This window comes from Altererythrobacter sp. Z27 (genome assembly GCF_052683155.1).
The window spans coordinates 1,061,714-1,087,459 of sequence record NZ_JBQYMC010000001.1; the positions used below are offsets into that span (position 1 = coordinate 1,061,714).

A 25,746-nucleotide genomic window follows, 5' to 3' on the forward strand; every position below is an offset into this window, starting at 1 on the left:
GGCTCGCCGCGAGCCGGACCTGCTACTTTGCCCTGACGCTACCCTTGCCGTTGAGCAGCGCGTTCTGTTCGCGCAGCAGCGTCACAATTTCCTCGTTCTGCGATTCGATCTTGGGAAGGACATCCCTTACCAGCCGGGGCGGAGAATCTTCGGGCATGCTGTCGAGCACGTCCTCCATCCGCTCCGAAACCTGGTGCCGAATGGCCGAGGAAATCCGTTCCCGCTGCTTTTCGGGAAGGAATTGATAGGCGATCGCCCCTCCTACAGTGGCGATGCCAATGGCTGTAGACGTTCTCATGATAATCTCCTGGCCGATGCCGGGCCTTGCTGTCGACGCGCGGGATTGCGCGCGTGGGGCAAGCATGGGCCCGACTCGGGCAGCGGATCGATAGGGTAACCTACCTAGCGCGGGCGATTGGCGGGCGAGGCTTCGCAGCGCGAAGGCTCAGCGTTCGGTCATCGCTTCGCTGAGGCCGCGCGTGATCGGCTTCATCAGATAGCTCAGCACGCTTTTCTTGCCGGTGATGATCTCGACGTCGCAGATCATGCCCGGCACAATCGGCAAGCGCTGCCCGCCACGAGTGAGGTAGGAACGGCTGGTTTCGACCAGCACGGTGTAATAGGTTTCGCGCTCGACTTCGTCATAGACGCTGTCGGCGCTCACCTGCAGCACGTGGCCGCTCAGCCCGCCATAGGTCGAAAAGTCATAGGCGGTGACCTTCACATTGGCCGGGTCGCCCACCTTGATGAAGGCGATGTCCTTTGGCGCGACGCGCGCTTCGACCAGCAGCTTGTCGCCTACCGGCACGATCTGCATGATCTTCTCGCCCGCGCCCACGAAGCCGCCCACCGTAGTGACCTGCACATCATTGACGATGCCGTCGGCGGGTGAACGCAGCTCGTTGCGATCGCGCCGCGCCGCAGCGCCGCGAATGGTCTGTTCGTTCACCGCGATGCGCGTGGCCAGTTCGGAACGCTCGTTGAGCGCCTGCTGGCGGAATTCGCCGCGCGCCGCCGCAAGGTCGGCCTGCGCCTGGTTGATCGCCGCCTGCGCGCGCGCCACGCCCTGCCGCGCCGCAGTGAGCCGCCCGCGCGTGTCCACAAGGTCGCGCTGCGCGCTGATCAGTTCGGTGCGCGGGACGATGCCCTTGGCCGCGAGCGGTTCGAGCATGTTGACCTGGTCCTGCGCCAGCCTTGTGCTGTTTTCCAGTGCCGCCACGGTCGCCTGCGCTTCGCCGAGGTCGCGGCGGCGCTGCTCGACGGCAGCCGAAAGCCCCTGCTCGCGGCTGCGCGCGGTCGCCAGCCGTACTTCCTGCAGGCGCCGTTCGTCGGCGCATTCCTCGCCTTCGCCGCAGCCCAGCGCGGTGCCGGTCGCTTCGCCTTCGAGCCGCGCGGCGCGCGCGCTCAGCCGTTCGTTCTCGGTTTCGAGGCGGCTCAGCTCGGAATCGGCAATGTCGTCATCAAGCTTGACCAGCAACTGGCCCTTCTTGACGCTCTGGCCAGAGCGGACGAGGATTTCCTCGATCACCGAAGGCTCCGCCGGCTGCACCAGCTGCGCCTTGGACGAAGGGATCACCTTGCCCATGCCTCGCGTCACCTCTTCGGTCTGCGCCAGGCTGGCCCACAGCAGCAGGCTGAAGAAGGTTGCCGCGCAAGCCGCGATGAGCTTCCGATTGGGATCCCAATCGGAAACGATTTCGAACCACTTTTTCACTGTATCCGCTGTACTCACTGTGCGGCCTCGCCTGCCTCCGTAACCGCATGGGCCGGAGCGTTTTCACCCTGGTTCGACCGCGCCGCCGAATAGGCGCCCGAAGCGGCAACCGGATCGGGGATCGACAGGCGCCAGCTCTTGGTCGTGTCGATCCGCCCGCCCACATCGCTCGGCGCGTGGCGGTCGGTCACAAGCGGGGTTACGGTGAGCCCCGGCGTCAATTCGGGCTCGATCGGCGCGAGATCGGCCTCGAGCATGCCGCGCAGCCGATCGAAATCGATCGAAGGCACGGCTTCGTAACCGTTCCAGCGGCCGCTGAAGGCGCCTACCCCGCCCGGTCGTCCCGGGAACCGATAGAAGATATGCGTGCCGATCTGTTCGATCTTGGCGAGCGTGAAGGCCCAGCGCGGCACCACGTAATCGGCGTGGTAATGCGTCGCGGTGCCGACCGAAGGCTCGACCGCGCCCGCCAGCATGGCTTCCGCCACCGCTTTCGATTCGCCCCACTGGCGCGCCATCGGCTTGCGCAGCAGCGCCCCGTCGCAAGTGAAGCTGAATTGGCAAACGGGCCGGTAAACACCTTCGTATACCACGCCGCATACCGAGTTGGGATAGGCCGGATGGCGCATCCGGTTGAGCACCACTTGCGCCACGGCGCGCTTGCCCTGCACCGGCTCGTTCGCGGCTTCGTAATAGATCGCCTGCGTCAGGCAGGTGAGCGCGCTGCGATATTGCTGGCTGCTCCTGGGGATTGCGCTGAAGCCCGAAACCCGGCCCAGCGGCAAATCGGCCGTGGGGATCAGCGCATTGCGTTCCTGCGCGCTGCTGCCTTCGATCAGCAATTCGGCCTGCGCGCCCTGGTCGAGGTTCTTGAGCCGCGCCACTTCGCTCGAACGCATCGAAATGCCGCTTTCGGCGCGCGAAGGATCGGGGCTGCCGATCACGAAGGCCAACGCCACGATGAACACCGTCAGCAGGCCGCCCCCCAGCGCCATCCGGCCGGGCGTCGCCCCGCCGCTGTCGCGCCAGGCTTTCGCCATCGAGGCGACCTGCCCGGTCACTTAGAGCCTTCCCCCTGCCCCATGCCGCCCTGTGCGCTGGCGCGGGCGAGGATCTCGTCCTTGCTGCCGTCAGCCACGACGCGGCCCTTGTCGAGCACGATGATACGGTCGCACAGCTCGAACAGCGCCGGGCGGTGGGTGGAAATCAGCAAGGTCTGGTCGGGCGAAAGCGACTGCTTGACGCGTTCGACGAACTGCCGCTCGGTCTGCGAGTCCATCGCGCCGGTCGGTTCGTCGAGGAACAGCAGCTCGCACGGCGTCACGAATGCGCGCGCCAGTGCCAGGAAGCTGCGTTGCCCGCCCGAAAGGCGGCGGCCCTGCTCGCCCACGGCGCGGTCATAGCCGCTGTCATCGCGGGCCAGGAATTCGTCCGCGCCGCTCATGCGCATGGCGTCGAACAGGCGCTCGTCCTCGACCTCGGGCGCGCCGAGCGAGAGATTGTCCTTGATCGAACCGGTAAACAAGGTGGCGTCCTGCCCAACAAAGCGGAATTGCGAGCGCAAGTCCTGCGGCCGGAATTGGCGCGAGTCGATTCCATTTACCAAGAAAGCGCCGTCTGTGGGCTGATAAAGTCCGCAAATTAACCTTCCGAGCGTGGACTTTCCCGAAGCGACACGCCCGATCAGGCAAATCCTTTCACCATGCTTGATGGTGAGGTTGAGCCGGTCGAGCGCGGGCACCGGAGCCTCAGGGTAGCCGAAGCTCACATCCTCGAGCTTGAGCGTGGCCTTGGTCAGCGTGGCGGGCAGCATCGAAGCGCCCTGCTTGCGCTCGTCTGGCACGTCGAACAGCCGCTCGATCGAAGCCAGCGTCTCGCGTGCCTGGCGCGCGCGGGTAAGCAGGAAAGCAACCTGGCCTGCGGGCGCGAGCGAACGCGAGGCAAGCATCACGATGGCGATGATCGCGCCCATGGTGATCACGCCCGCATCGAACAGGTAATAGCCGCCGACGATCAGCGAGATCGAGGAAACCTGCTGGCAGGTCTGCGCGAGGCCCACCGCGACCGAATTGATCTTCTTGAGCCGCTGCTGCGAAAGGCTGCCGATATCGGCAAGATTGTACCAGCGGCCCATCATGGCGCGCTCGCCGGTCATCGACTTGAGCGTTTCCATGCCCGCGACCGATTCCACCAGCAGCGTCTGCTGCAAGCCATGATCGGCCTGCGCGTCGCGCGCGGCGTCGGTCACCTTGCGTTGCAGGAAGAAGCCCGCGGTCGCCATCAGCGCCATCGCCACCAACGGGACCAGCGCCAGCCAGCCGGCGATATAGGCGATCACCCCCACGAACACGACGAGGAAGGCGATGTCGACGATCAGCACGATCGTGGTCGAGGCGAAGAAATCGCGAACCACGGCATATTCGCTGACGCGCGCGGCAAGCGCCCCGGTGTTGCCCTGGCGCGCCGCAAGCGGCAGGCCGAGCACGCGCCCGAAGATCTTCTGCGACAGCTTGATATCGAGCCGCCGCCCGATCTCGTCGATCACATTGGTGCGCGCGGTGCGCAGCGCGAATTCCATCGCGAAGGCGAGCAACACGCCGATGCCGAGCACCCACAGCGTCGAAACCGCGCGGTTGGGGATCACCCGGTCATAGACGTTCATCGAGAATAGCGGCAGCGACAGCGCCAGCAAATTGATGATCAGCGAAGCGACCAGCACCGAACGGAACGCCTTGCGTTCCTTGCGCAGCTCGCCCCAGAACCAGTGGTGGCGCGCCTTCTGGTGCCACGGCGCTTCCTGCGTCCGCAGGCTGTCCGGATCGCCGTAAACAGTCAGGAAACGGCCGGCATATTCGGCTTCGACTTCCTCGCGCGGTAACCATGTGGCTTCACCGCTTTCGGGCGACCACAGCAGCAATTGGCCGTCGCGCCCTTCCTGGATCACTGCCGCGCCGCCCTCATTGGTGGCAATCAGCGCGGGATAGACCCCGTCACGCGGCGGAAGCTTGCGGAAATCGTGCTGTTCGAAATCGAGCCCGGCCAGCTCGATCGCCGCCGGCGCCTGGTGGAAGGGCAAGCGCCCCTTCGCATCGCGCGCCAGCGAGTTAAACAGTAACGGGGAAAAGGCCACGCCATAACGGCGGGCCAGTTCCCCGATACATTTTATCAGCGGGTCATTCGCCTGCAGCGATTCCAAGTTCCTGTTCTGCAGCACGAAAACCTCGCATTTGTTTCAACCAAGCTCAGTTGGCGTAACGGCGATAATCGGTTTCCGCGTCCTTCGAAGGACCGTAATCGAACCGCTCACGCTCGTTCTTGCCCGCACCCGCGCCCGGCGCGATGTTCATCGCGGTCAGGAAACGGTTGGTGGCCGCCAGAACCTGGTATTGCGCAAAAAGCTGAGAAAAGCGTGAAGTTTCCAGCCGGACTTGCGTGTTGTAGCGCGTGTTCTGCGCATCCAGCACGTCAAGCAGCGAACGCCGCCCCACATTGAACTGGCTGCGATAGCTCAGCAGCAGGTCATCGGTGACTTCGGACTGGCGAGCCAGTGCCTTACCGATGTTCTGCTGGGCTTCGAGCGCGGTCCATGCATTGGCTGCATCTTCCTCTGCCCGGCGGGTCATTTCATGCAGGCGATAGCGCGCCTGCGAAGCACGGTGCACCATTTCCTGGTAATTGCCGCGCTTGCGGCCGCCGTCGAAGATGTTCCAGCGCATGTAGACGCGCGCCTGCACATCGTTGGTTTCGCCAGCGAAGCCATCGATATCCTCACCGATGCGGCCGCGCACGTCCACGCCGACCGTGGGGAAGAATTCGCCCTTGGCCGCCATCACCAGCCCATGCGCCGCATCGACGTCAGCCTGAGCTTCGCGCACCAGCGGGTTGTCGGTGCGGGCCATGCCGATCGCCATTTCGCGCGACGCGGGCATCGAGGTTATCAGGTCAGGCGGAAGGCCCGGCTGGTAGATCGTGATGCCTGCAAGGCGGCGAAGCGAGTTCTGCGCCACTTCGAGCGCTTCCTTGGCTTCTTCCTCGCGCACGATCGACGACTGCAGCCGCTCTTCAGCCTGCTGCAAATCGGCAACCGAGATCGATTCCTGCTCTACGCCCTGCCCCAGGTCGCGCACCAGCGCCTGGTGGAAGGCACGATTGTCTTCGCTCGCCGCGACGATGCGCTGTTGCAGCAGCACGTCGAGATACTGGCGGGCTACCTGCAGCGCGATGAACTCCGAACGTTCGACCACGCGCAGCGACGCGCCATCTACACGCGAAGCCTGTCGCAGCAATTCGCCCCGGCGACGGCCGAAGTCGAACAGCGTCCAGTCGATCGTGCCCTGCGCTTCGAGCGGGTAGAGCTCGTTATCGGCAATGCCCAGATTGCGGCGTGTGTTGTTCTCAAGCCGGCGGATACCGGCCGAGGCTTCCACGTCGATCCGCGGGTAGTACAGCGATTGCGCCTGTTCGCGTTCGAACTGGATCGCTTCGGTGTTGTACTGCGCCTGCATGATTTCCGGGTTGGACATGATGGCGGTTTCGATCGCTTCCTGCATCGAAACCGTGCCATCGCCCGACTGCGCAATGGCGCCCGGCGAAGCGGTGGCCAGCAGAGCGGCGGCGGCGAAGCTAGTGATTGTTGCTTTTTTCATTTCGCCCTCCCCTTAGCGGACCTGGATTTCGACGCGGCGGTTCTGCAGCTCGCGAACGCCGTCCTCGGTCGGCACGCGCGGCTCTTCCTCGCCCTTGAACTCGACCGTCACGGTCGCATTCGGCACGGCCGGGCGCAGCATGTCAGCCACGTTGTTGGCGCGCGCTTCGGACAGGCGCATGTTGTAGGCGTTCGAGCCCGACTTGTCCGCGTGGCCGATCACATTGTAGCTGGTCCAGTTGCAGGCCCCGGCATTGGCGGCGATGAAATCGACCACCTGCTGCGCTTCGGTTGCCGGCGGAACCGCATCGTCCCATTCGAAGAAGATCAGCGCCGGATTGTCGCACACGGCCGGCGCCGGAGGCGGCGGCGGGGGTGGCGGAGGCGGCGGCGGAGCGGGCACGTAGCTCATCATATCGTAAGCGCGCACGCACTTGCCAATCGAAACCGGATCCTTCGTGCCCGACTTGAGATAGCCGAGCGCGATGCCGCACTGCGCCTTGGCTTCGTTAGCCCAGACATGGCGCGCATCGTCAGCGTTGATGATCGCCGGGTTCTTCGTGGCGGCAAGCGCCGCGTCGAACCGCATCTGGATCTCACCGCGCAGGCTGTCCTTGTCCATCGCCATCAGCGCTTCGGCATCGCTGCCTTGCGCCAGCGCGGCCTGGTGAGCGGCCATGGCCACCACCAGCGAAGCCGCTGTCGCCATCACCCTAGTCAAACGCATAGTATTCCCCCTGGTCAAAGGATCTCATTTCAAGCGTGCATCGTCGCGAGAGCTGCTGCCTCTTCGGTCATGTCAGCTGCGATGCCATTATCGAATGCGAATGCGCCCGTCTCGATCATTGCCGCCAAAGCGTCATGACCAAGATAACCGTTTTCGTTAGCCAAACCAACGAATTCGTTCGTCGAGCCGGCAAAATGGTCGATTACGCTGTCCACGGCCTGGCCGGCCATGATGTCATCCATGATGTCGACCACCTTCACTGCAACGCCGCTTTCGCCAAGCCCGGCGACCTGCGCAAGGCTGACATCGTCGGTGGTTTCCGGAGCCAGCGAAAGCAGTGCTTCCATGGTTCCGTCCACGTCGCTGCCGAGCGCGAAGGACGCGTCATAGGCGGTGCCTTCGGTGCCGTCGTCCATGGTGAAGGCTACGGTGTTGTGGACATAGACGTCACCGCCCACTTCGCTTCCGCCGACGCCATTGGTGTTCAAATCGATCGACTTGATGCCCGCCTGTTCGAGCGTCTGGAACTCGCCAGCTTCGAACACGGCGTCGCCATCGTCGATCCAAACTCCAAATTTACCATAAGCGGCGTCATTGGCGTCGAGTACGTTATCGCCATTTTCATCATATTTGGCCGCGATCGCCTCGAGGTCGGTCATGCCATTGCCGCCGAAGACGAATTCCGAGGCCCCGTCGACAATCCCGTTGGAATTGCCGTCATGGACCAGGATTGCGCTGCCAGCAGCGATCCACGCGGTCTGCGTCTTCACGCCGTCGCCGTTGTAGTCATAGGCCAGGCCCGCATCGAGCCCGACGAAGACTTCGGCATCGCCTTCGAGGTTGAGGACGACCGGCGGGACCACAGAAGGCGGATTTCCGTCCGCCAAGTTGATCGTGAAGCTGTCCGTATCGGTATCGCCATCGCCGTCTGGAATGGTGACGGTGAAATTGAGGTCGGTATCCACATCCTCTGAGCGCACCCCGACTTCGATCAAGTTGAGCTTGATCGACCCGATCGCCATGTAAGTATCAACCCACTCAATTTGCGCGCCCAGCGGTGATGTGATCGTAAAGATCAGATCATTGCCAACTGCCGTAAGCCGTGGATCGGTCGCACTCGTAAACACAAAGGTTTCGGTAGTTCCATCGGTATAATGCGCAACAAACTCGATTTTTTCGCCTGTAGTAAAGCCGAAGAACGAGAACGTCGCGTATTCAGCCGCGACAATCGTCTGATCCGGCGGAGGGTTATAGGAACCGTCAGGGCCGACATCTCCATATTCCGCTGGATCGTCGTAATCATCGAGCGTTCCAAAATCGAAACGCAGGAATTCGCCCGCATCAAAATTGTTGTTCGCGAGACCCCAGCCTTGAGTCGAACCATTGACGTTGAATTGTTGAGTCATGGTCGGCATGTCGCCGGACAGCCAGTCGCTCTCTTCAGTCCCCGTCCAACCGCTTGTCGGAACCCAGCCGGTCACAAACACAAGATCAGTGCTTGTAACATCATCGGTAACAACAACGCTACCGCTCGGCCCGACACCGAAGGAACTGCCGGAACCAATCTCGATCGGTGTGATCTCGCCATCAAGTGGAGCGATCAGATCAAAATCCCATTGATCAGTCGCGGTGTCTACCTCCAGCGTAAAGACCAGTCCGGTCGTCGGAACACCGTCAACAAACGTTCCGGTTCCGGTATAAGCATAAAGTACTCCATTGACCGTTACCTGGTTAATGGTTGCACCGCCGGAAGTGATGCCCGTCAAGTCGACGGAAATGGCAATATCCGCATCATCGCCTGCACCATCAGCTCCCGACAGGAAGTTCAGGCTACCAAAGCTATGCAATGCTGAAGGATCGTTGCTGGCCGTTCCGTCCTGCACATTGTCAAGGCTCGGCGCATCGTCCTTGAACACCAGGTTCTGGCCGATGTCCGCCGTCGCCGTGCTGGTGTCGCCGTCCGCGTCGGTCACCGTCGCAGTCAGCGTAATCAAATTGTCCGCCGACAGGCCGGTCGACTGATCCGGGCCCGTGTCAGGGCTGTGAACGACTGCGCGTTGCTGGTCGAGCGTCACAGTGCCGCCCGCATCCACGCTCACCACGAACACCACCGGTCCACCGACGCCTGCCGTACCGACCACCTGGCCACCGACCAGGTTGAGCACAACATTGAGGCCGGTCGCCGTGTCGACAAGGCCGCTCACGGCATTGGCGCCGGATACACCCAGCACAAAGCCGCTAACACTGCCTGCACCGTCCGCGCCGTAAGTCGGCGTGAACACGCTTGCAAAGCTTGCGCTCGCATCGGTGCCCAGCACCGTCTCGTCAACAGTGAGCACCGGCTGAGTCGTCGAGGCCACAAGGCTCGGCGCATCGTCCTTGAATACCAGGTTCTGGCCGATGTCCGCCGTCGCCGTGCTGGTGTCGCCGTCCGCGTCGGTCACCGTCGCAGTCAGCGTAATCAAATTGTCCGCCGACAGGCCGGTCGACTGATCCGGGCCCGTGTCAGGGCTGTGAACAACCGCGCGCTGCTGGTCGAGCGTCACAGTGCCGCCCGCATCCACGCTCACCACAAACACCACCGGTCCACCAACGCCCGCCGTGCCGACCACCTGGCCACCGACCAGGTTGAGCACAACATTGAGGCCGGTCGCCGTGTCGACAAGGCCGCTCACGGCATTGGCGCCGGATACACCCAGCACAAAACCGCTAACACTGCCTGCACCGTCCGCGCCGTAAGTCGGCGTGAACACGCCGGCAAAGCTTGCGCTCGCATCGGTGCCCAGCACCGTCTCGTCAACAGTGAGCACCGGCTGAGTCGTCGAGGCCACAAGGCTCGGCGCATCGTCAGCAAAGTTGATGTTGGCCGAGATGTCCGCCGTCGACTGGGCCGTATCGCCGTCGCCATCGGTCAGCGTGACGACCACGCCAAGCGAACCGTCGGCAAGGTCGACCACGTCGTTGGGGTCGGCATCGTCCGAGTGATAGAGCGACATGTACTGCTCGACCGTGACGAAGCCATTGGCCGGATTGATTTCGATCGCGAAGGCGGCGGTAGTGGTGCCGCTAATGACGCCCACGACCACGGTCGGGCTCACTTCGACCAGGACGATGGCAACGCCGCCGGTGGTGAACAGGCCCGAAGTACCGTCATTGGTCACGTCGAGTGCAAAGCTGACGCTGCCGAGCTTTCCGTCCGCGCCGGGCTGCTCGACCCAACTGACCATCGACTGGTCGCTGGTGTCCTTGGCGATATAGCCGGTGCCCGGAACGTCAGTATCGTCGCCCTTGGTATAGATGCCGGTGCTGATGAGCGCGGCGACGCTGGAGGTAGCCGATTCATCGAGATCCACGGTCGCACCGTTCGGGTTCGCGGTCACGCTCGGGCCATCGTCCTGGAACGAGACCAGATTGCCGATCGCGACATTTGCAGTGTCGGAGTCACCTTCCTCGTCGGTGACAGTCACCACGCCGAGCAGCGCACCGTTGGCGATCGAGACGGATTCGTCATGCGAAGCGCCGCCGGTCGGGTGGCTGATCGAAAGGTACTGCGCGACGCTGATTTCGCCGCTGTCCGCATCGACTGCGATGGCGAAGGCAGCCTCGCCATTGGCGTCGCCCACACGGCCGACGATCAGATCGCCTTCCTTGTAGAGGTAGATGCTCGCCCCTTCGGTGGTATCGAGGCCCGAGTCCACGCCCACGCTTGAAACGTCGAGCGAGAACACGGTCGTGCCTTCGCCGTCCGCGCCATAGTCGCTGCCGGTCGAGGACAGGCCGTTTTCGGAAACGGCATAGCCGATCGCGCCGGTTCCAGCCACGTTAGCGTCGTCGCCAGGGTTGAAGACGCCAGCGAAGAGCGCAGCGATTGCGGCATCCGAAGTGTCGTCCGCATCGCCGTCATTGCCCGGGGTTTCGTCATGCGAAACGCTGACGCCAGCCGCGCTGATCGAAGCATTCGGACCATCGTCGGCGAAGTTCACATAATCGCCCAGATCGATCGAAGCCTTGTCGGTCACCACATCCAGGTCGGCGTCGGTGATCGTCGCAGTCGCTTCGATCGAGACGAGACCGGCGGGCAGCGGAATGGTGTCGCCATCATAGGCAGGCGCCGTATCGCTGTCGCTGTGGTCGAGCTCGGCATACTGCGTCAGCGTGACGACGCCGGTGTTCGCAACCACGGAGATCGTGAACACGGTGTTGGCATCGACAGCGACAGGCGCGACGTTCGAGGTCGAGCCGATGATCGTGCCGTTGGCGAGCTGGTAGAGATAGACCGGGTTGCCGTCGCTCGACAGCGTGGTCACGCCGCCGGTGTTGAGCACCAGAGCATAGGTCGTCACCAGCGTTCCGGCACCGTCGGCGCCATACTGGAAGCTGGCGTAATCGAACGCATTCGAGAAATCGGCCGTGTCGGTGCTGGTGCCACCGACGGTATCGGCGTCATAGGTCAGCATCGGGTCAGGGACCTGGCCCGTGGTGGCGATATCGACTTCAGGGATATCGTCGGTGATGTTCACCTCGATCGTGCCGGTGCCGATCTCGTTGCCGAGCGAATCTTCGACGCGATAGTCGAAGTTCTCCGCGTCGAGCGCGACATTGCGGTCGGCGGCAGGATCGTGATCGAAGCGCGTGTCGAGCGTGTAGGTGTACTCACCGGTCGAGGCGTTGAGCACGATCGTGCCGTAGGTGCCGTCGATCGTGTAGGTATCGTCGCTCGTGTCGCCGACCGTGCCGCCGTCGTCGAAGACGCCACCGACCAGGATGAACTTGAACGTGCCCGAAGCGCCGTTGACGGTGATCTTGCCGTCAGCGTCGATTTCGCTCTGGTCGCTTTCTGGCGCAGGATCCGCCAGTTCGCCCGTGCCGTTCGAAAGGCCCTTTTCGTCGACATCCACGTCATCGTCGGACACGCTGCCCGCGACATTGGTGAGGTCGATCGTCAGGTTCGCGGTCGACTGGTCGCCGTCGCCGTCTTCGATGGTGTAGCTGAACACGATCTCGGCATTCGCGTTGATCGAGTTGGCATCGGCGGCGAAGGTGTAGCTGCCGTCGGGATCCAGCGTCAGCGTACCGGCCGAAGTCACGATCGTGATCGTGCCGTCAGGCGCAACGGTCTTGCTGGTGAAGGTCACGCCCTGGTCGGCGCTGACGAAGTCGGCATCGACCACCGGGCCGTCGGCAGCATAGCCGTCCGCGCCGGGAGTGTCCGTACCGTAGCCATTGTTATCGAGGATGACGTCGCCCGAAACCGAAGCGCCTTCAGTGACGGTCTTCGCATTGTCGGTCGCGGCGGCGGTGTCGTCTTCGAAAGTGAAGGAATCGCCGATGTCGATCGTCTGTTCGGCCTGGTCGCCGTCGCCATCGGTGATGGTCGCGGTCAGGCTGATCAGGTCGGCCGCCATCCCTTCGGCTTCAACGCCGGTTTCGATCGGGTCGTTCGGGTTGTCATGCTCGATCGCGCGGAGCTGTTCCTGCGTGATCTCGCCCGTTTCCGGGTTGAGTGTGAGGGTGAAGGCGATCGTCGAAGGCGAACCTTCGAGATAGGCTTCGACCACGTCGCCATTGAGCCGCAACAGGATGCGGGCGTCGGTCTGGGCATCGGTCAGGCCCGAATCCGTGCCGTCGCCATCCTTCAGGCTAAGGGCATAGGTGATCGGATCGGTCGATGCCGCGCCGTCTGCGCCGAAGAGCGGCGCGAACAGGCCGGCAAAGCTGCCGCTGTCGCTGTCCGTGCCGCCGACGGTGTTGGTGTCGTCGGTCACGAGAGTCGGGGCCGAGCCCTCGGCCTCGCCAAATTCCGGCGTATCGTCATTCAGATTGATCGTCAGCGTGCCGGTGGCGGCGTCGGTATCGCCATCGGTGACCGTATAGGTCAGCACGAAGCTGGCGTCGGTTTCGACATCGTCACCGTTAACGTGATGGTTGAGCGGAGCCAGCTGGGTAACCGTGTATTCGCCCGTGGTCGCATTCACCTGGACGGTGAACACGTCGTTGGCGCCGTCATTCGCGGTCAGAGTGTCGCCCGACCAGCTGAAGGTTACAGTCACGCCGTTGATGTCGACCGTTTCGCCGTCCATCGAAGCGAAAGTGATGCTGCCCGCGCCGTCGGCGCCGAACTGGTGCGCCAGCGTGCCGGTGAGGTTGGCGGAATCCGGGCTTGCATCGCCGTCACCGCCGGGGTTGCCGCCCAGCGCGTCGTCGTCGAGCGCAACCGGTTCGTTGTCGCCGGCCAGCGGTTCGTCATCGACGATGTCGATGCGCAGCGTATCCTGGCTGAAGTCGTCGTCCTGGTCTTCGACCCGGACCACGAATTCGTCGAAAGTGGTGTCGCCGCTGGTATTGGTGGTCAGCTCGTAGCTGTAGCTGATCGAACCGGGATTGATCGCGGTGATCGTCAGCGTGCCGAAGGTTCCGGTGAAGGTCTGGCCGACCGAAGTCACTTCGACCCCGTCGATCAACACCGTGGCCGGGCCGTCGGGCGCGGTATAGGTAAAGGTTCCCGCGGTGGTTTCGCTGTCCGAACCCGCATCGGTGCCGACATCGGCGCCGTTCGGCGGGCCGTCGAGGCCAGCTTCATCGACCAGCGTACCGTCTTCGCCTTCGGTGGGAAGGTCGAGCGTGGTGGTCGAATCGCCGATCGTGATGACCAGCTGCGCATTGGCCGGATCGCCGTCGCCATCGGTGATGGTGTAGGTGAAGGTGTCGATCTGACCGCCCGGGGTGCCCGGATCGCGGGTGTAGGTGTAGCTGCCGTCGGGGTTGATGGTCAGCTTGCCCCACGCGCCCTGGATCTCGTCACCGGCATCGCCGCTGCCACCGGCACCGGTGTAGGAGGTAACGACCGCGCCGTCGGCGCCCTGCGTGTCATTGTCCAGCACATTGCCGCCGATCGGGCCGTATTCGCCCGATGCGATCGAATTCGAATCGTCATCGGCACTCGGCGAGTCGTCGAGGATAGCGATCACGATCGAGGTGTTGGCAGTGTCGCCGTCGCTGTCGGTGACAACCAGCGAGAAGGTGTCGCTGTCCGGATCCGAGAGCGTGTTGTCGGTCAGCTCATAGGTGTAGCTGTACTGGCCGTTGTCGAGCACGACGGTGAGCACGCCCTTGGACGTGGTGACCGTGCCGCCTTCGGTGACGTCGACGCCGTTGATCACCAGCGATGCGACAGTGTCGTTGCCGGTGAAGATGAAGATGCCGCCCTGGGTGAATTCGCTGTCGCTCGGCTCGTCCGAACCGGCGGGCTCGTCGCCGCGCGCAGCCAGGCCGGCTTCGTCGACCACGTTAGCGCCTTCGGCACCGATTTCGGGCACCGAGTCCGGCAGCAGCGTGATTTCGACGGTCGCGATGTCGGTGTCGCCGTCGCCATCGGTGATGCTGTACTGGAAGTAGACCTTGCCATCGGCGTCACCCTCTTCGCCCGGAGCCGGGGTGTAGGTGAAGGTGCCGTCGCCATTGTTGACCAGCGTACCCGCTCCGGTGAGCGAATCCGCCACATAAGCGATCTTGTCGAACGCCACATCGTCCGCGCCGGGTACGTCGTTCCCGAAGACGTCGACGGTAACCGGATCGTTCTCGTTCTCCTGGGTCGCGAAATCGTCGATCGCGTCCGGCACGTCGTCGATGATCGTGATGACAAGATCGTCAGCAGCAACATCGCCGTCAAGGTCGGTTACTACGACCTCGAACGTAGCGTTCGTATCGTCACCCGACGTATTGTCGTTGAGCGTGTAGGCATAGGTAATCGAACCGTCGCCGGTTACCGGGTCGTAAGCATAGCCGGTGATCACGAGAGTGCCGGTCGCGTCCGCGAAAATAGCCTGCGGCAGGTTGTTCGGATCGATCGCAACGCCTTCGATCGTGACGCTTTGGACACCATCGGGCGAGTGGAACGTGATCGTGCCCGTGGTGGTTTCGCTGTTTCCGTCAAAGGCGGAACCAGGCGCTTCGTCGTCACGCGTATCGGTCGTCGGAGGCAGGTGCGCTTCGCGCACTTCCGTGCCTTCGCCGATTTCGGGGCCGATCGAATCGGGCGAATCTTCGATGTTGATCACCAGCGTGGCAGTGTCGGTGCTGCCGTCCTGGTCGATGATGGTGTAGGTGAAGCTTTCGCTCACACCGCCCGGCGTGTTGTAGGCACGGACATAGGTGTAGGTGCCGTCTGGATTGATCGTGAGCGTGCCGTACTGGCCAACGACCTGTCCGCCCGCATCGGCCGAATCGCCAGTGCTGACGCTGGAGAACACGGTTACCGCGTCGAGTTCGCCCTCTTCGCCTTCGCGATAGTCGTCGGCGCCCGATTCGTCGTTGAGCAGCACGTCGCCGGTGATCGGCGCATGAGTGCCAGCCGGCACGATGCCGATATCGTCCGCCGCAATCGGCGAATCGTCTTCGACGATGATCTTGAGCGTCGCGTCGGCCGTGTCGCCATCGGTGTCGACTACAGTGACGAAGAAATTGCCGTCTTCGGTTTCGCCCAGCAGGTTATCGGCCAGCGTGTAGCTGAAGCCGATCTCGCCCGAGGCGAGGTTGATGCTGGTGATGGTCAGCGTGCCGAAAGGCGTGACGTACTGTTGCCCGACCGTGGTGATCGGCACGCCGTTGAGGATGATTGCCGAAAGCCCGTCGGGCGCGCTGAAGATGATCGTGCCGGTGGTGGTCTCGGCATTGGTTTCGTCCGCAGTACCGGCCGGTTCGGACGGCTCGCCGCGTTCGGGCAGGCCGCGCTCGGCCACCTTGGCGATCGCATTCTCGACGCCGATCGGATTGTCAGGCGTTTCGATCACGATGTCGGGATCGCTGTCCTGGGCGGGAATGATTTCCTCTTCCTCGACCACACCCAGCGGCAGCTCGGTGTAAGGCAGCAGGTCGCCAAGGTCGAAAGCGTCCTGCAGGAAGGCTTCTCCATCGTCGAATTCGCCGCCCGAGCTGGGCAGCTGGCCCGGTTCGCCCGCAGGGGTCAGCGCGTCGTTAAGCAGCGCAGCGACGTTGAGCGGCGGAACCGCCACGCCGTCGATCACCAGCTGGGGCACGATGATCGCGCCGTCCGGAATGATGATGCGCGAGCCATCCTCAAGCGTGATGACCAGGTCGCGGCCCTGCACGCTCAGATCGTCGAGCGACACACCGGCCGGAAGAACCACAACGCCATTGGCATCGGGAACGACAGTCCGCGTGCCGGCAGAGGCACTTGCGGGCGCATCCTGATAATTGTTCGAACCCAGGCCGAGGCTTTCTTCTGCCCCGCCGTCGCGCTCGAAACCACCGCGCTTGCCGCCATCGAAATCAACCATGGTAAAGACCCCTCTGCGTTGGACCGGACCACCCGATCCAGCTTGCAAGACCGAACATGCGGAAGCAGGCGTGGGCGCTGCCATGCAGCACCCCGAAAACTCCAGCACATTCAGTGCTTGCGGCCCGTTTCATTCCCCCCGCTTCAATCCGAACGACTCGGAATCGGGGCATTTCGTTAGATGGAGGAAAACAGTGAATCGGCTTGGTTGCAAGGCTGGTAACCATATTTCACTTCGATTGCATCGGGCGAAAGAGCAAAAAAATTCAGGACTTAAGGAAAGCCGCGCAGCCCTGTCCCGCGCTGGCACAATCCGTTAGCGGCCGTTTAACAAACCGGGCCTGGCGGGGTCTTGAGGCAAGTCAAAATCGGGCCGGATATGCATTGCAGCCCCTCCCCCCGAACGATCCTGGCCTTGAGATCGGGGGATGCGATCGGCAATGGATCGGAGGCCCGCAACCAGCTGCAGGATGGCGGCGCGCGGCGACCGGTTTTCAGTGGCTGTTATATATAGGGCCTGCCAGAAGTGGTGCCCAAGGGCCACAGTCGCTCCGCCTCGTCCGGTGCGACTTCGAGCAAGCAATGCACCATATGATTCGTTCCCGAATCAATAGTTTACGATTCGAACGACGAATCACGGCTGGCCGTGAATGATTCGACTGCCGCAATGCAGCATCGGTGCCGCGCGTTAACTTTGTCTGCTAACGGAACGGCTGTATACATGCCTGTTTTTCGGTGTTAATTTGTTTTGGATCATTGTTCGTTGACCCCAGCGGGTTAACCGATGAACATTGTTGACAGTTCCGAGGGGAACCAAGCGCGAAGATCCGGCGCGAAGCCGGAAAAACACAAACGGGTCGCGCCGGTTCCAAACGCAATTACCCCCCTCGGGGCCTGGTAAACCGGAAATAGAAGCCGGAACCAAAACTTGGACTGCATAGGCAACCACTTTTTGGGGCCGTGCGATTTAAATGGGGTAATGACTATGACCTTCGTGAAAACCTTCCTTCGTGATGAATCGGGTGCTTCGGCGGCCGAATACGCTCTGATCCTCGCCATCATCGGCGCTGCGATCGTGACCGGCGCACTCGCGCTGGGCGGTGCCATCGGCAACGAACTGACCGACAAGGCAACTTGCGTCGAAACGCCGACTGTAACTAACTGCGCCTAAGCGCTAACCGATCGATAAAGATCGGATCTAGCCAAGAGAATTCCCGTAGCCCCAATGTGGGCTACGGGTTTTCCCACCGAAGAAACAAGGCAGTGGGGGGAAACCATGCGGGGACGTAATCTCCTGATCGTCGGGCTGGCCATAGTGCTCGGCCTTATCGCGGTCTATCTGGCAAATTCCTATTTCAGCGGCGTCGAGCAACGCCAGGCGCGCGAGGCCGAGGAAGGCCAGATGGCGCGCATCGTCGTTGCGTCGCAGGATTTCCAGTTCGGCACCCCACTTGCCACCACCAATTTGCGGCTGGCCAATTGGCCAGCCAATTCCGTGCCGCAAGGCGCGTTCCAGTCGGTCGAGGAAGCGACACGCGGTGGCCGCGTGGCGCTGCGCCCGATCGTGATTGGCGAACCCATCCTGGCCAGCAAGGTCAGCGGCGAAGGCGGCAGGGCCGTGCTTTCGGCAATCCTGCCCGAGGAACTCCGGGCGGTCTCGATCCCGGTCAACCAGGTCTCGGGTGTCGGCGGCTTCGTGCGTGCCGGCGATGTCGTCGACGTCCTGCTGACGCGGCAGATCCCCGGCGATGGAGCCGATGCACAAGACCAGATGACTTCGGTCGTCCTGGAAAACGTGCTGGTGCTTGCGATCGACCAGGTCGCCGACGAGAACCAGACCAACCCGCAGATCGGCCAGACTGCCACGGTGCAGACCGATATCCTTGGTGCACAGAAACTCACGCTCGCCCGCCAGGTCGGCTCGCTCAGCCTCGCGCTGCGCAATGTCGAGAACCAGGCCGTGGGCGGAACGCGAACCGTTACACCGGCTGATCTGGGCGGTGCCGGATTCTATATCGCGTCGAAATCTTCAGCTCCGGCCGAAACCCAGGCTGCGCCCGCCACAGGCCGCAGCTCATCGGGAGCGGCACCGCGCCGCCCGAGCGGCCCGACCATGTCGATCGTCCGCGGGGTCGAAGCAACGACCTATGAAGTCAAGCGCAACGGGGGGATGTAAGATCATGCGCAAGAACCTCAAACTGCTTGGCGCCGCCGCACTGGTGGCATTGACCAGCGGAGCCGCTCCAACACTTGTCCAGCCGCTGATGGCGCAGGACGGGGACATGTCGATCCACGCCGGATCGGTCGAGGTCCCGGTGAACAAGAGCCAGGTGATCACCGCCGACCGGGCGATCGCCCGTGCGATGATCGGCAATGACGAGATCGCGGACATCTTCCCGATCTCGGACCGTTCGGTCTATGTGCTGGGCAAGAAGCTCGGCACGACCAGCCTGACGCTTTACGATCGCGCGAACAATGTGCTCGCGATTATGGATGTAGCTGTTGGCCCCGACGTGATCGGGCTACGCGAACAGCTGGCAGACTTGATGCCGAACGAACCGATCGATGCGCGTATTTCCAACGAATCGATCGTACTGAGCGGCACTGTTTCGAGCGCAGGCGCTGCGGACCGGGCAACCCAGCTGGCCAAAGCCTATGCCGGCGACAAGGTGGTGAACCTTATGGCGCTCGGTGGCAGCCAACAGGTTATGCTTGAAGTGCGATTCGCCGAAGTCAGCCGCAGCGTCGGCAAGGATCTGGGCGTGCGCAGCTTCTTCAGCTCGCGCGGTGGCCGCCTCAACGGCGTGACCGGACCGGGCGCAGGATTGCGGCCGGGTGAGGACCCGACCGGCGTGTTCGGCAACGGAGTTCTCAGCACTGCGCCGGTGACCGACTCCTTTGGCGTCGTGACGCGTGCCTTCAGCGACGTGCTGGGGCTCGATATCGACGTTGCTCTCGATGCTCTCGAAGAAAAGGGTCTGTCGAAGACGTTGGCCGAACCTACGCTGGTTTCGCTTTCGGGCGAACGGGCAAGCTTCCTTGCCGGCGGCGAATTTCCGATCCCGGTGATCCAGGGGAACGGCGGGCAGAGCGCGGCTGGCAGCAATGGCAGCACCGGCATCACGATCGAGTTCAAGCCGTTCGGGGTCAGCCTGGGCTTCACGCCAACGGTGCTGAGCGACAATACGATCAATTTGCTGGTCGAGCCCGAAGTCAGCTCTATCGACTCTTCAGCTTCGATCACAGTGGGCGGGCTCGAGATCCCCGGCCTGCAGACCCGCCGGGCCAGCACCGTGCTGGAACTGCGCGACGGCGAGAGCTTCGCTATCGCAGGCCTGATCCAGAAGGATTTCCAGACAACGGTGCAACAGGTTCCGCTGCTCGGCTCGCTGCCGATTATCGGATCGCTGTTCCGCTCTTCGAGCTTCCAGAAGGGCGAAACCGAACTGCTGATCGTGGTCACTCCGCGCCTCGTCCAGCCGATCCGGCCCGACCAGGTGCGCCTGCCGACCGATCGCGTGCCTGACCCGGTGCAGGCCGATGTGATGTTGAACGGCACGATGTACCGCCCAAAGGAAGTGGCGCCAAATGATGCCGCGGCTGCCAGCAAGGAGAGCGATTATGAACTCTAAGTCCAGCACCATCGCCATCCTGTCGCTCGGCCTCGCCCTTGGAGGCTGCGCCACGGTGGCCGACCAGGAATTCCTGGGCTATCAGGACCCGGGCTTCGGCGAAGCCAATCGCGCGACTTTTGCGGCGATGGTGGTCAATCCCGATCCAAAATACGACACACCGATCCCCGCCACCAGCGCGGCGCATGCCGCAGCGGCGATCGAGCGGTACCGCAACGACCAGGTCAAGAAGCCCGAAAGGGTGAGCACGACCGAATCCATCGGTAACAATTGAGCAGAACGGGCATGACCCATGACGACGCAGGCGAACTATAGGAAAATCCTCAGGGACCAGGAGGGCGCTGTTGCGGCCACCTATGCCCTGTCGCTCGTCGCGTTGATTGCCATCCTCGGCCTGGCCTTCGACTATGCGCGCATGGTCAGCATGGATACCGAACTGCAGAATGCGGCCGACCAGGCGGCGCTGGCAGGGGCGACGCAGCTTGACCGGTCTTCCGGGTCGATGGAGCGCGCGATCGCCGCGGCCCAGGGTGGGCTGGTTGCCAATTCTACGCTTATCTCCGACGATGGCGAAGGCACGACGATCGACGTCACCGACGCGACGCAGGTCGTTTTCTACTCGAACAGGGCTGATGCGGAAGCTGGCACCAATTCCTTCACCGACACCTCGCGCTTTGCCGAGGCGGGGTTCGTGCAGGTCACCGTAGACACACGTGATGTCAACTATGCATTCACGCCGATCGTCGGCCTGTTCAGCGAAGATATGTCGGCTTCTGCAGTGGCGGGCATGGGTTCTGCGCTCTGCCGTATCCCGCCGCTGATGATCTGCAACCCTGATGAGGGGTCGTCATCCAGCACTCCTCCCAAGCTCAACGTCGCTGCCCGGCGCGGCCACGGACTGTTAGCCAAGCCTGGTGGCGGCAGCGGCGGCTGGTCTCCCGGAAACTATGGCTATCTCGATATCGGTCCAAACGGCGCGACCGGGGTCCGCCAGGCGTTGGGCTGGGATGGCCCACCAGGCAATTGTGTCGACGTTTCCGGCACCGATGCGCTCGAGCCCGTCGAAGTGGACACACAGACCGGCAACATCGCCAGCGGGCCGCAAGCGATCAACACGCGCTTCGACGTCTATTCAAGCCAGGGATGCGTGGGTAGCGGTACATGTTCGCCGGCTTACAATGTGCGCAAGGACTTGATGCGGGCAGTCGATGCCACACCAAGCTCGGGCAACAGTTGCGACATCCACAACAGCGGCTGGAAAGAGCCTGCAAACGCCTATCATCCGACGGATGGCGCCGCTGATTTTCTGGGCGCGATCCAGTCGATGGGGCACCCGCGAGACAAGTGCCATGCTGTTGAAGACGGTGCTCCCAACAATTGCCGCACTTCTGCCTTCGGCAACGGCAATTGGGACCGCAACGCCTATTTCCGCACGCATTATGTCCGCAGCGCCGCCACGGGTAACGGCGGGATCGGCTCGAGCTGGTCGGAAACCGACTGGAAGCGCGAAATGACCGACGCGCTGCTTGATACGGACAATGACGGCGTGATCGATCATGGTGTCGCGCAACTGACCCGCTACGAGGTGTATATGTGGGAAACCACAAAGGCCGCGGCCAATGCCGTGGTCGATGGCGTACAGATCCTCGCCGATACACCTGCCGGAGCGAGCGGCAGTGCGCTCACGACGCGAAACCGGGCCGTGTGCGGCCCCGTAATCTACCCGCCCCCGACTGCGGCTCCCCCTGATCGCCGGGTAATGTCGGTAGCGGTGGTGAATTGCCAGGCTCAGGCGGACAATCTGAACGGCAAGGGCAAGGACGTTCTTATCGCGCATTTTATCGATGCCTTTGTCGTCCAGCCATCTTACGATCGCGGCCAGGCGGGCAAGGTTACCAAGAAGGATGAGATCTACCTCGAAATCATCCGTGAGACCGACATTATCGGTACCGGCGCGATCTCCGGACCTACGCTCCGCCGCGACGTGCCCTATCTGGTGCGATGACGATGCGCGCGCGCTTCCTCTCCTGCACCCGGGGCGCAGCAGCCGCCGAAATGGCGCTGATCGTGCCGCTGGCCGTGCTGATAATGTTCTCTGCGCTCGAATCGGGGCATTTCATCTACCAGGAGCACCAGGTGGTGAAAGGACTGCGCGACGGCGGTCGTTTCGCCGCACGGCAAAGCTTCGATGTGATCAACTGCCGTGGAGGCAGCGCAAGCACAATACCCGGCAGCCTCCAGACGGAGATCAAAAATCTCGTTCGGACAGGTAGGCTTTCGGGCGGCACACCGCGTGTATTGGGCTGGGGAGACGATCCGGCCGACGTTACCATCACCGTGACCTGCCCGTCTTCCGCAGAGGCGCAAACCGGACTTTACTCCAGCGGCGAGCCGGCGCCGCAGGTCACCATTTCGACCACATTCGGCTATGATTCCTTGTTTAACGGCCTCGGTGTACTGACCGACAGCGTTTCGCTCAACGGTTCGCACCAGGCGACTGTGATGGGAATCTGACGATGCGGGCGCCATTTCCTTTCCGCCAATTTGTCCGTGACGAGCGAGGTCTTGCGGCAGAGTTCGCGCTGGTATTGCCGCTCTTGCTGCTGTTCATCCTCGGCACGATCGATGTCGGTTTCTATGCCTGGCGCATCAACCAGGCGGAAAAAGCGACCCAGATGGGAGCGCGCTTCGCAGCGGTGACCAATCCGGTCGCCAGCGAAATCGCTTCCGCTACCTACGTCAATGCCAATGTCGGCGGAACGTTGATCACCCAGGGCGACCGTGTCCCGGCCGCTGCGTTGGGACTGCTTACCTGCAATAACTCGTCCTGCACCTGCACTACGACTCCTTGTCCGGGAACCACTTTCGACAACACCGCTTTTTCAAATTTGAGCACGCGGATCAAACAGATGATGCCGACCGTTACAGACAGCAACATCGTCGTCGAATACTCGGGCTCCGGCCTTGGTTTCGCCGGCGACCCGAACGGTCCAGACATCGCTCCCATCATCACCATCAGGCTCATCAACATGACGCACACGCCGATTGCATTCTCCCCCTTCGGAGCGACCGTCGATTTGCCGGATTTCGCCTATTCAATCACCGCTGAAGATGCGAGCGGTACTGCATCCAATTGAGAAGAAAAAATGAGCAAGATGGACCACCTCTCTCCAACGACCGGCGATCAGGCATTTGACCTGCCAAAAGGCGTGCATGTCGTTGCGCAGCCCACCATGCTGGCCGAACTCGACGCGCTGGCCGATCACCTGACGGCGGTCGCCTGCAGCGTGGATGACCCGCTGCCGATCGCCGATCTTGCCGGCGCGTCGATCGTGGTGATCGAAGTGGACCCCGCATCGCGCAATTCGCTCCAGCGGATCGACCGTTTGCGCACCGACTTCCCGCAGATGCCGGTAATCGCAGGCCTCGCCAAGGTCGACATTGCCACGTCGCGCCAGCTGCTGCGCCGCGGTGTGACCGACATCGTCGCCCTGCCATTCTCGGTCGACGAACTCGTCACTTCGATCGTCGATGCCGGGCAACAGCTCGAAGCGAAAGGCGGAACGCAAGCCGCGCTCGCGCCCTTCATCGCCGTGCTCAAGACCATCGGCGGTTCGGGTTCGACGACGGTCGCCACTCACCTCGCCGCGCAGATGATGCACGACAAGGGCGAAGGCCATCGTGCCTGCGTGATCGACCTCGACCTGCAGGCCGGCGACGTCGCTTCATACCTGGGCTGCAGCCCGCGGCTCACGCTGGCCGATTTGATCGAAGCCGGCGACCGGCTCGACGAGGAGCTGGTGCTGTCGGTTGCGGCGCAAGGCCACGATCTGGTCGATGTGATCGCTCCTCCGGCCGACATCGTGCCGATCGAGTCGATCGATTTCGAACAGCTGATGCGCGTGATTAATATCGCGCGGCGGCATTACGACCTCGTGCTGGTCGACCTGCCCGGCTCCTTCACCAACTGGTCGCTTTCGACCGTCTATGCGGCCGATCTCACGCTCGCCGTGGGCACGCTCACTATCCCGAGCCTGCGCCACGCCAAGCGCCAGATCGATTTCATGGTCTCGATGGGCATCCCGCGGGATTCGATCCAATTCGTTCTTAACCAGGTCGAGAAGGGCCTTTTCAAGACGATCAATGCCAATGATGCTGCCGAAGCGATCAAGCATCCGGTGCTCGCCACGGTGAGCGAAGAGGCTTCCGCGCTGCGCGAAGCGCAGGACCAGGGCGAACTGGTCTATTCAGTCAGCAAGCGCGGGCGCTTCAGCAAGGACATCATGCGGCTGAGCGAACTGATCACCGGCCGCCTGGCGGAGGCGCGGTAAGATGTGGAAGATCAAGCGGGCGGGCGAAGAAGGCCACGAAGAGATGCATTTCGAGGCACCGGCTGCTGCCGGCCATGCCGCTGATGCAGCGGCTGTCTCGCTCCACCCGCAGATCTCCGAGCGCCAGGAAGCGCGGCTGCGCATGCGCATGGCGATCCACCAGGGCCTGCTCGACCGCATCAATTTGTCGATGCTCGACAAGCTGCCCGAGGAACAGATCAAGTCGGAAATCGCGCAGATCATCCCCGAATTGCTGGTTTCCTTCGACCAGCCGCTCAACCGCGACGAGCGTGCCAATCTCGTCGACGAGGTCATGGACGAGCTGCTCGGCCTCGGCCCGCTCGAGCCCCTCCTCAAGGACGAGAGCATCACCGACATTCTCGTCAACGGCTTCGAGACGGTGTTCGTCGAACGCGGCGGCGTTCTGGAACGCGTCAGCACCCGCTTCCAGGACGAAAAGCACCTGATGCGGATCATCCAGAAGATCGTGAGCGGCGTCGGCCGCCGTATTGACGAGAGCTCGCCCTTCGTCGATGCACGCCTGAAGGACGGCAGCCGCGTCAACGCGATTATTTCGCCGCTGGCGCTTGACGGTTCGCTGCTTTCGATCCGCAAATTCGCCAAGGTCCCGATCAGCATGCAGAAGCTGGTCGACCTCGGCTCAGTGCCGCAGGCCATGGCCGAAGTGCTCCGCGCTATCGTTCAGTCGCGCCGCAATGTGCTGATCTCGGGCGGTACCGGCTCGGGCAAAACGACCCTGCTGAACGCGCTTTCGTCCTTCATCGACGAGCGCGAGCGGATCGTGACGATCGAAGACTCGGCCGAACTCCAGCTGCAGCAGACCCATGTCGCGCGGCTCGAAACCCGCCCGCCCAATATTGAAGGACGCGGCGAAGTGAGCCAGCGCGACCTCGTGAAGAACGCGCTGCGCATGCGCCCCGACCGCATCATCGTGGGCGAAGTCCGCGCCGGTGAAGCCTTTGACATGCTGCAGGCGATGAACACCGGCCACGATGGCTCGATGACGACGGTTCACGCCAATAACCCGCGCGATTCGCTGAGCCGCGTCGAACAGATGATCGGGATGAGCGGGATCGACATGCCCCCGCGCGCAGCTCGCGCGCAGATCGCTTCGGCGATCAATGTGGTAATCCAGGTCTCGCGCCTCAGCGACGGCAAGCGCAAAGTCACCAGCCTGTCGGAAATCACCGGCATGGAAGGCGATACGATCACCATGCAGGAAATCTTCCGCTACAAGAAGGAAGGTGTTGACGAGAATCAGAACGTGATCGGCCATTTCGAAGCGACCGGCATCCGGCCCAAATTCCTGATCGAAGCCGAGGCGCAGGGTATCAAACTGCCAGCCGAACTGTTCCGACCCGAGCTGAAGATTGGCTGACCC

General features: G+C 62.6%; 16 protein-coding genes. 9 read left to right on the forward strand and 7 right to left on the reverse strand.

All coding sequences use genetic code 11. The features are described from left to right. Nucleotides 1-22: 22 nt before the first annotated feature. The 7 genes from ACUJ47_RS05255 to ACUJ47_RS05285 all read right to left on the reverse strand — a co-directional run bounded on the left by ACUJ47_RS05255 (nt 23) and on the right by ACUJ47_RS05285 (nt 16,382). Complete coding sequence (locus ACUJ47_RS05255; protein WP_445537373.1) at nt 23-298, reverse strand: hypothetical protein; 276 nt, start codon at nt 296-298, stop codon at nt 23-25. 147 nt (nt 299-445) lie between these two features. Next, the gene (locus tag ACUJ47_RS05260) at nt 446-1,732 is read right to left on the reverse strand and encodes an HlyD family type I secretion periplasmic adaptor subunit (RefSeq protein WP_445537374.1); all 1,287 of its coding nucleotides are present in this window, start codon (nt 1,730-1,732) and stop codon (nt 446-448) included. Further along, nucleotides 1,729-2,775: a cell wall hydrolase gene (locus ACUJ47_RS05265; protein WP_445537375.1), complete on the reverse strand. Its 1,047-nt coding sequence runs from the start codon at nt 2,773-2,775 to the stop codon at nt 1,729-1,731. Before ACUJ47_RS05265 ends, ACUJ47_RS05260 begins: the two co-directional genes overlap by 4 nt. Next, entirely contained in the window at nt 2,772-4,928 is a 2,157-nt protein-coding gene (locus ACUJ47_RS05270) for a type I secretion system permease/ATPase (RefSeq protein WP_445537376.1), read from the reverse strand. Before ACUJ47_RS05270 ends, ACUJ47_RS05265 begins: the two co-directional genes overlap by 4 nt. A 28-nt stretch (nt 4,929-4,956) precedes the next feature. After that, complete coding sequence (locus ACUJ47_RS05275) at nt 4,957-6,360, reverse strand: TolC family protein (RefSeq protein WP_445537377.1); 1,404 nt, start codon at nt 6,358-6,360, stop codon at nt 4,957-4,959. A 12-nt stretch (nt 6,361-6,372) separates the two neighbouring features. Further along, the gene (locus tag ACUJ47_RS05280; protein WP_445537378.1) at nt 6,373-7,068 is read right to left on the reverse strand and encodes an OmpA family protein; all 696 of its coding nucleotides are present in this window, start codon (nt 7,066-7,068) and stop codon (nt 6,373-6,375) included. Between the two features lie 47 nt (nt 7,069-7,115). Continuing rightward, nucleotides 7,116-16,382 (reverse strand): DUF5801 repeats-in-toxin domain-containing protein, encoded by a 9,267-nt coding sequence (locus tag ACUJ47_RS05285; protein ID WP_445537379.1) that lies wholly within the window; start codon nt 16,380-16,382, stop codon nt 7,116-7,118. 978 nt (nt 16,383-17,360) lie between these two features. On the opposite strand from ACUJ47_RS05285, the gene ACUJ47_RS05290 reads away from it, so the two are divergent. From ACUJ47_RS05290 to ACUJ47_RS05330, 9 genes are all read left to right on the forward strand, one after another. Further along, complete coding sequence (locus ACUJ47_RS05290) at nt 17,361-17,552, forward strand: Flp family type IVb pilin (RefSeq protein WP_445537380.1); 192 nt, start codon at nt 17,361-17,363, stop codon at nt 17,550-17,552. Between the two features lie 105 nt (nt 17,553-17,657). Then, nucleotides 17,658-18,557: a Flp pilus assembly protein CpaB gene (cpaB, locus tag ACUJ47_RS05295; RefSeq protein ID WP_445537381.1), complete on the forward strand. Its 900-nt coding sequence runs from the start codon at nt 17,658-17,660 to the stop codon at nt 18,555-18,557. Between the two features lie 4 nt (nt 18,558-18,561). Then, nucleotides 18,562-20,013, forward strand: coding sequence for a type II and III secretion system protein family protein (locus tag ACUJ47_RS05300; protein WP_445537382.1), 1,452 nt, complete (start codon nt 18,562-18,564; stop codon nt 20,011-20,013). Further along, nucleotides 20,003-20,287, forward strand: a complete 285-nt coding sequence (locus tag ACUJ47_RS05305) for a hypothetical protein (RefSeq protein ID WP_445537383.1) — start codon at nt 20,003-20,005, stop codon at nt 20,285-20,287. Before ACUJ47_RS05300 ends, ACUJ47_RS05305 begins: the two co-directional genes overlap by 11 nt. Nucleotides 20,288-20,305: 18 nt before the next feature. Beyond that, nucleotides 20,306-22,018, forward strand: a complete 1,713-nt coding sequence (locus tag ACUJ47_RS05310; protein WP_445537384.1) for a pilus assembly protein TadG-related protein — start codon at nt 20,306-20,308, stop codon at nt 22,016-22,018. A 2-nt stretch (nt 22,019-22,020) separates the two neighbouring features. Next, nucleotides 22,021-22,527: a TadE/TadG family type IV pilus assembly protein gene (locus ACUJ47_RS05315; protein ID WP_445537385.1), complete on the forward strand. Its 507-nt coding sequence runs from the start codon at nt 22,021-22,023 to the stop codon at nt 22,525-22,527. A gap of 2 nt (nt 22,528-22,529) precedes the next feature. Then, a complete protein-coding gene (locus tag ACUJ47_RS05320) occupies nt 22,530-23,150 on the forward strand; it encodes a TadE/TadG family type IV pilus assembly protein (RefSeq protein ID WP_445537386.1) in 621 nt (206 codons plus the stop codon). Nucleotides 23,151-23,159: 9 nt separating this feature from the next. After that, nucleotides 23,160-24,344: an AAA family ATPase gene (locus tag ACUJ47_RS05325; RefSeq protein ID WP_445537387.1), complete on the forward strand. Its 1,185-nt coding sequence runs from the start codon at nt 23,160-23,162 to the stop codon at nt 24,342-24,344. Between the two features lies 1 nt (nt 24,345). After that, on the forward strand, nt 24,346-25,743 hold the full coding sequence (locus ACUJ47_RS05330; protein ID WP_445537388.1) for a CpaF family protein: 1,398 nt from the start codon (nt 24,346-24,348) through the stop codon (nt 25,741-25,743). Nucleotides 25,744-25,746 lie beyond the last annotated feature (3 nt).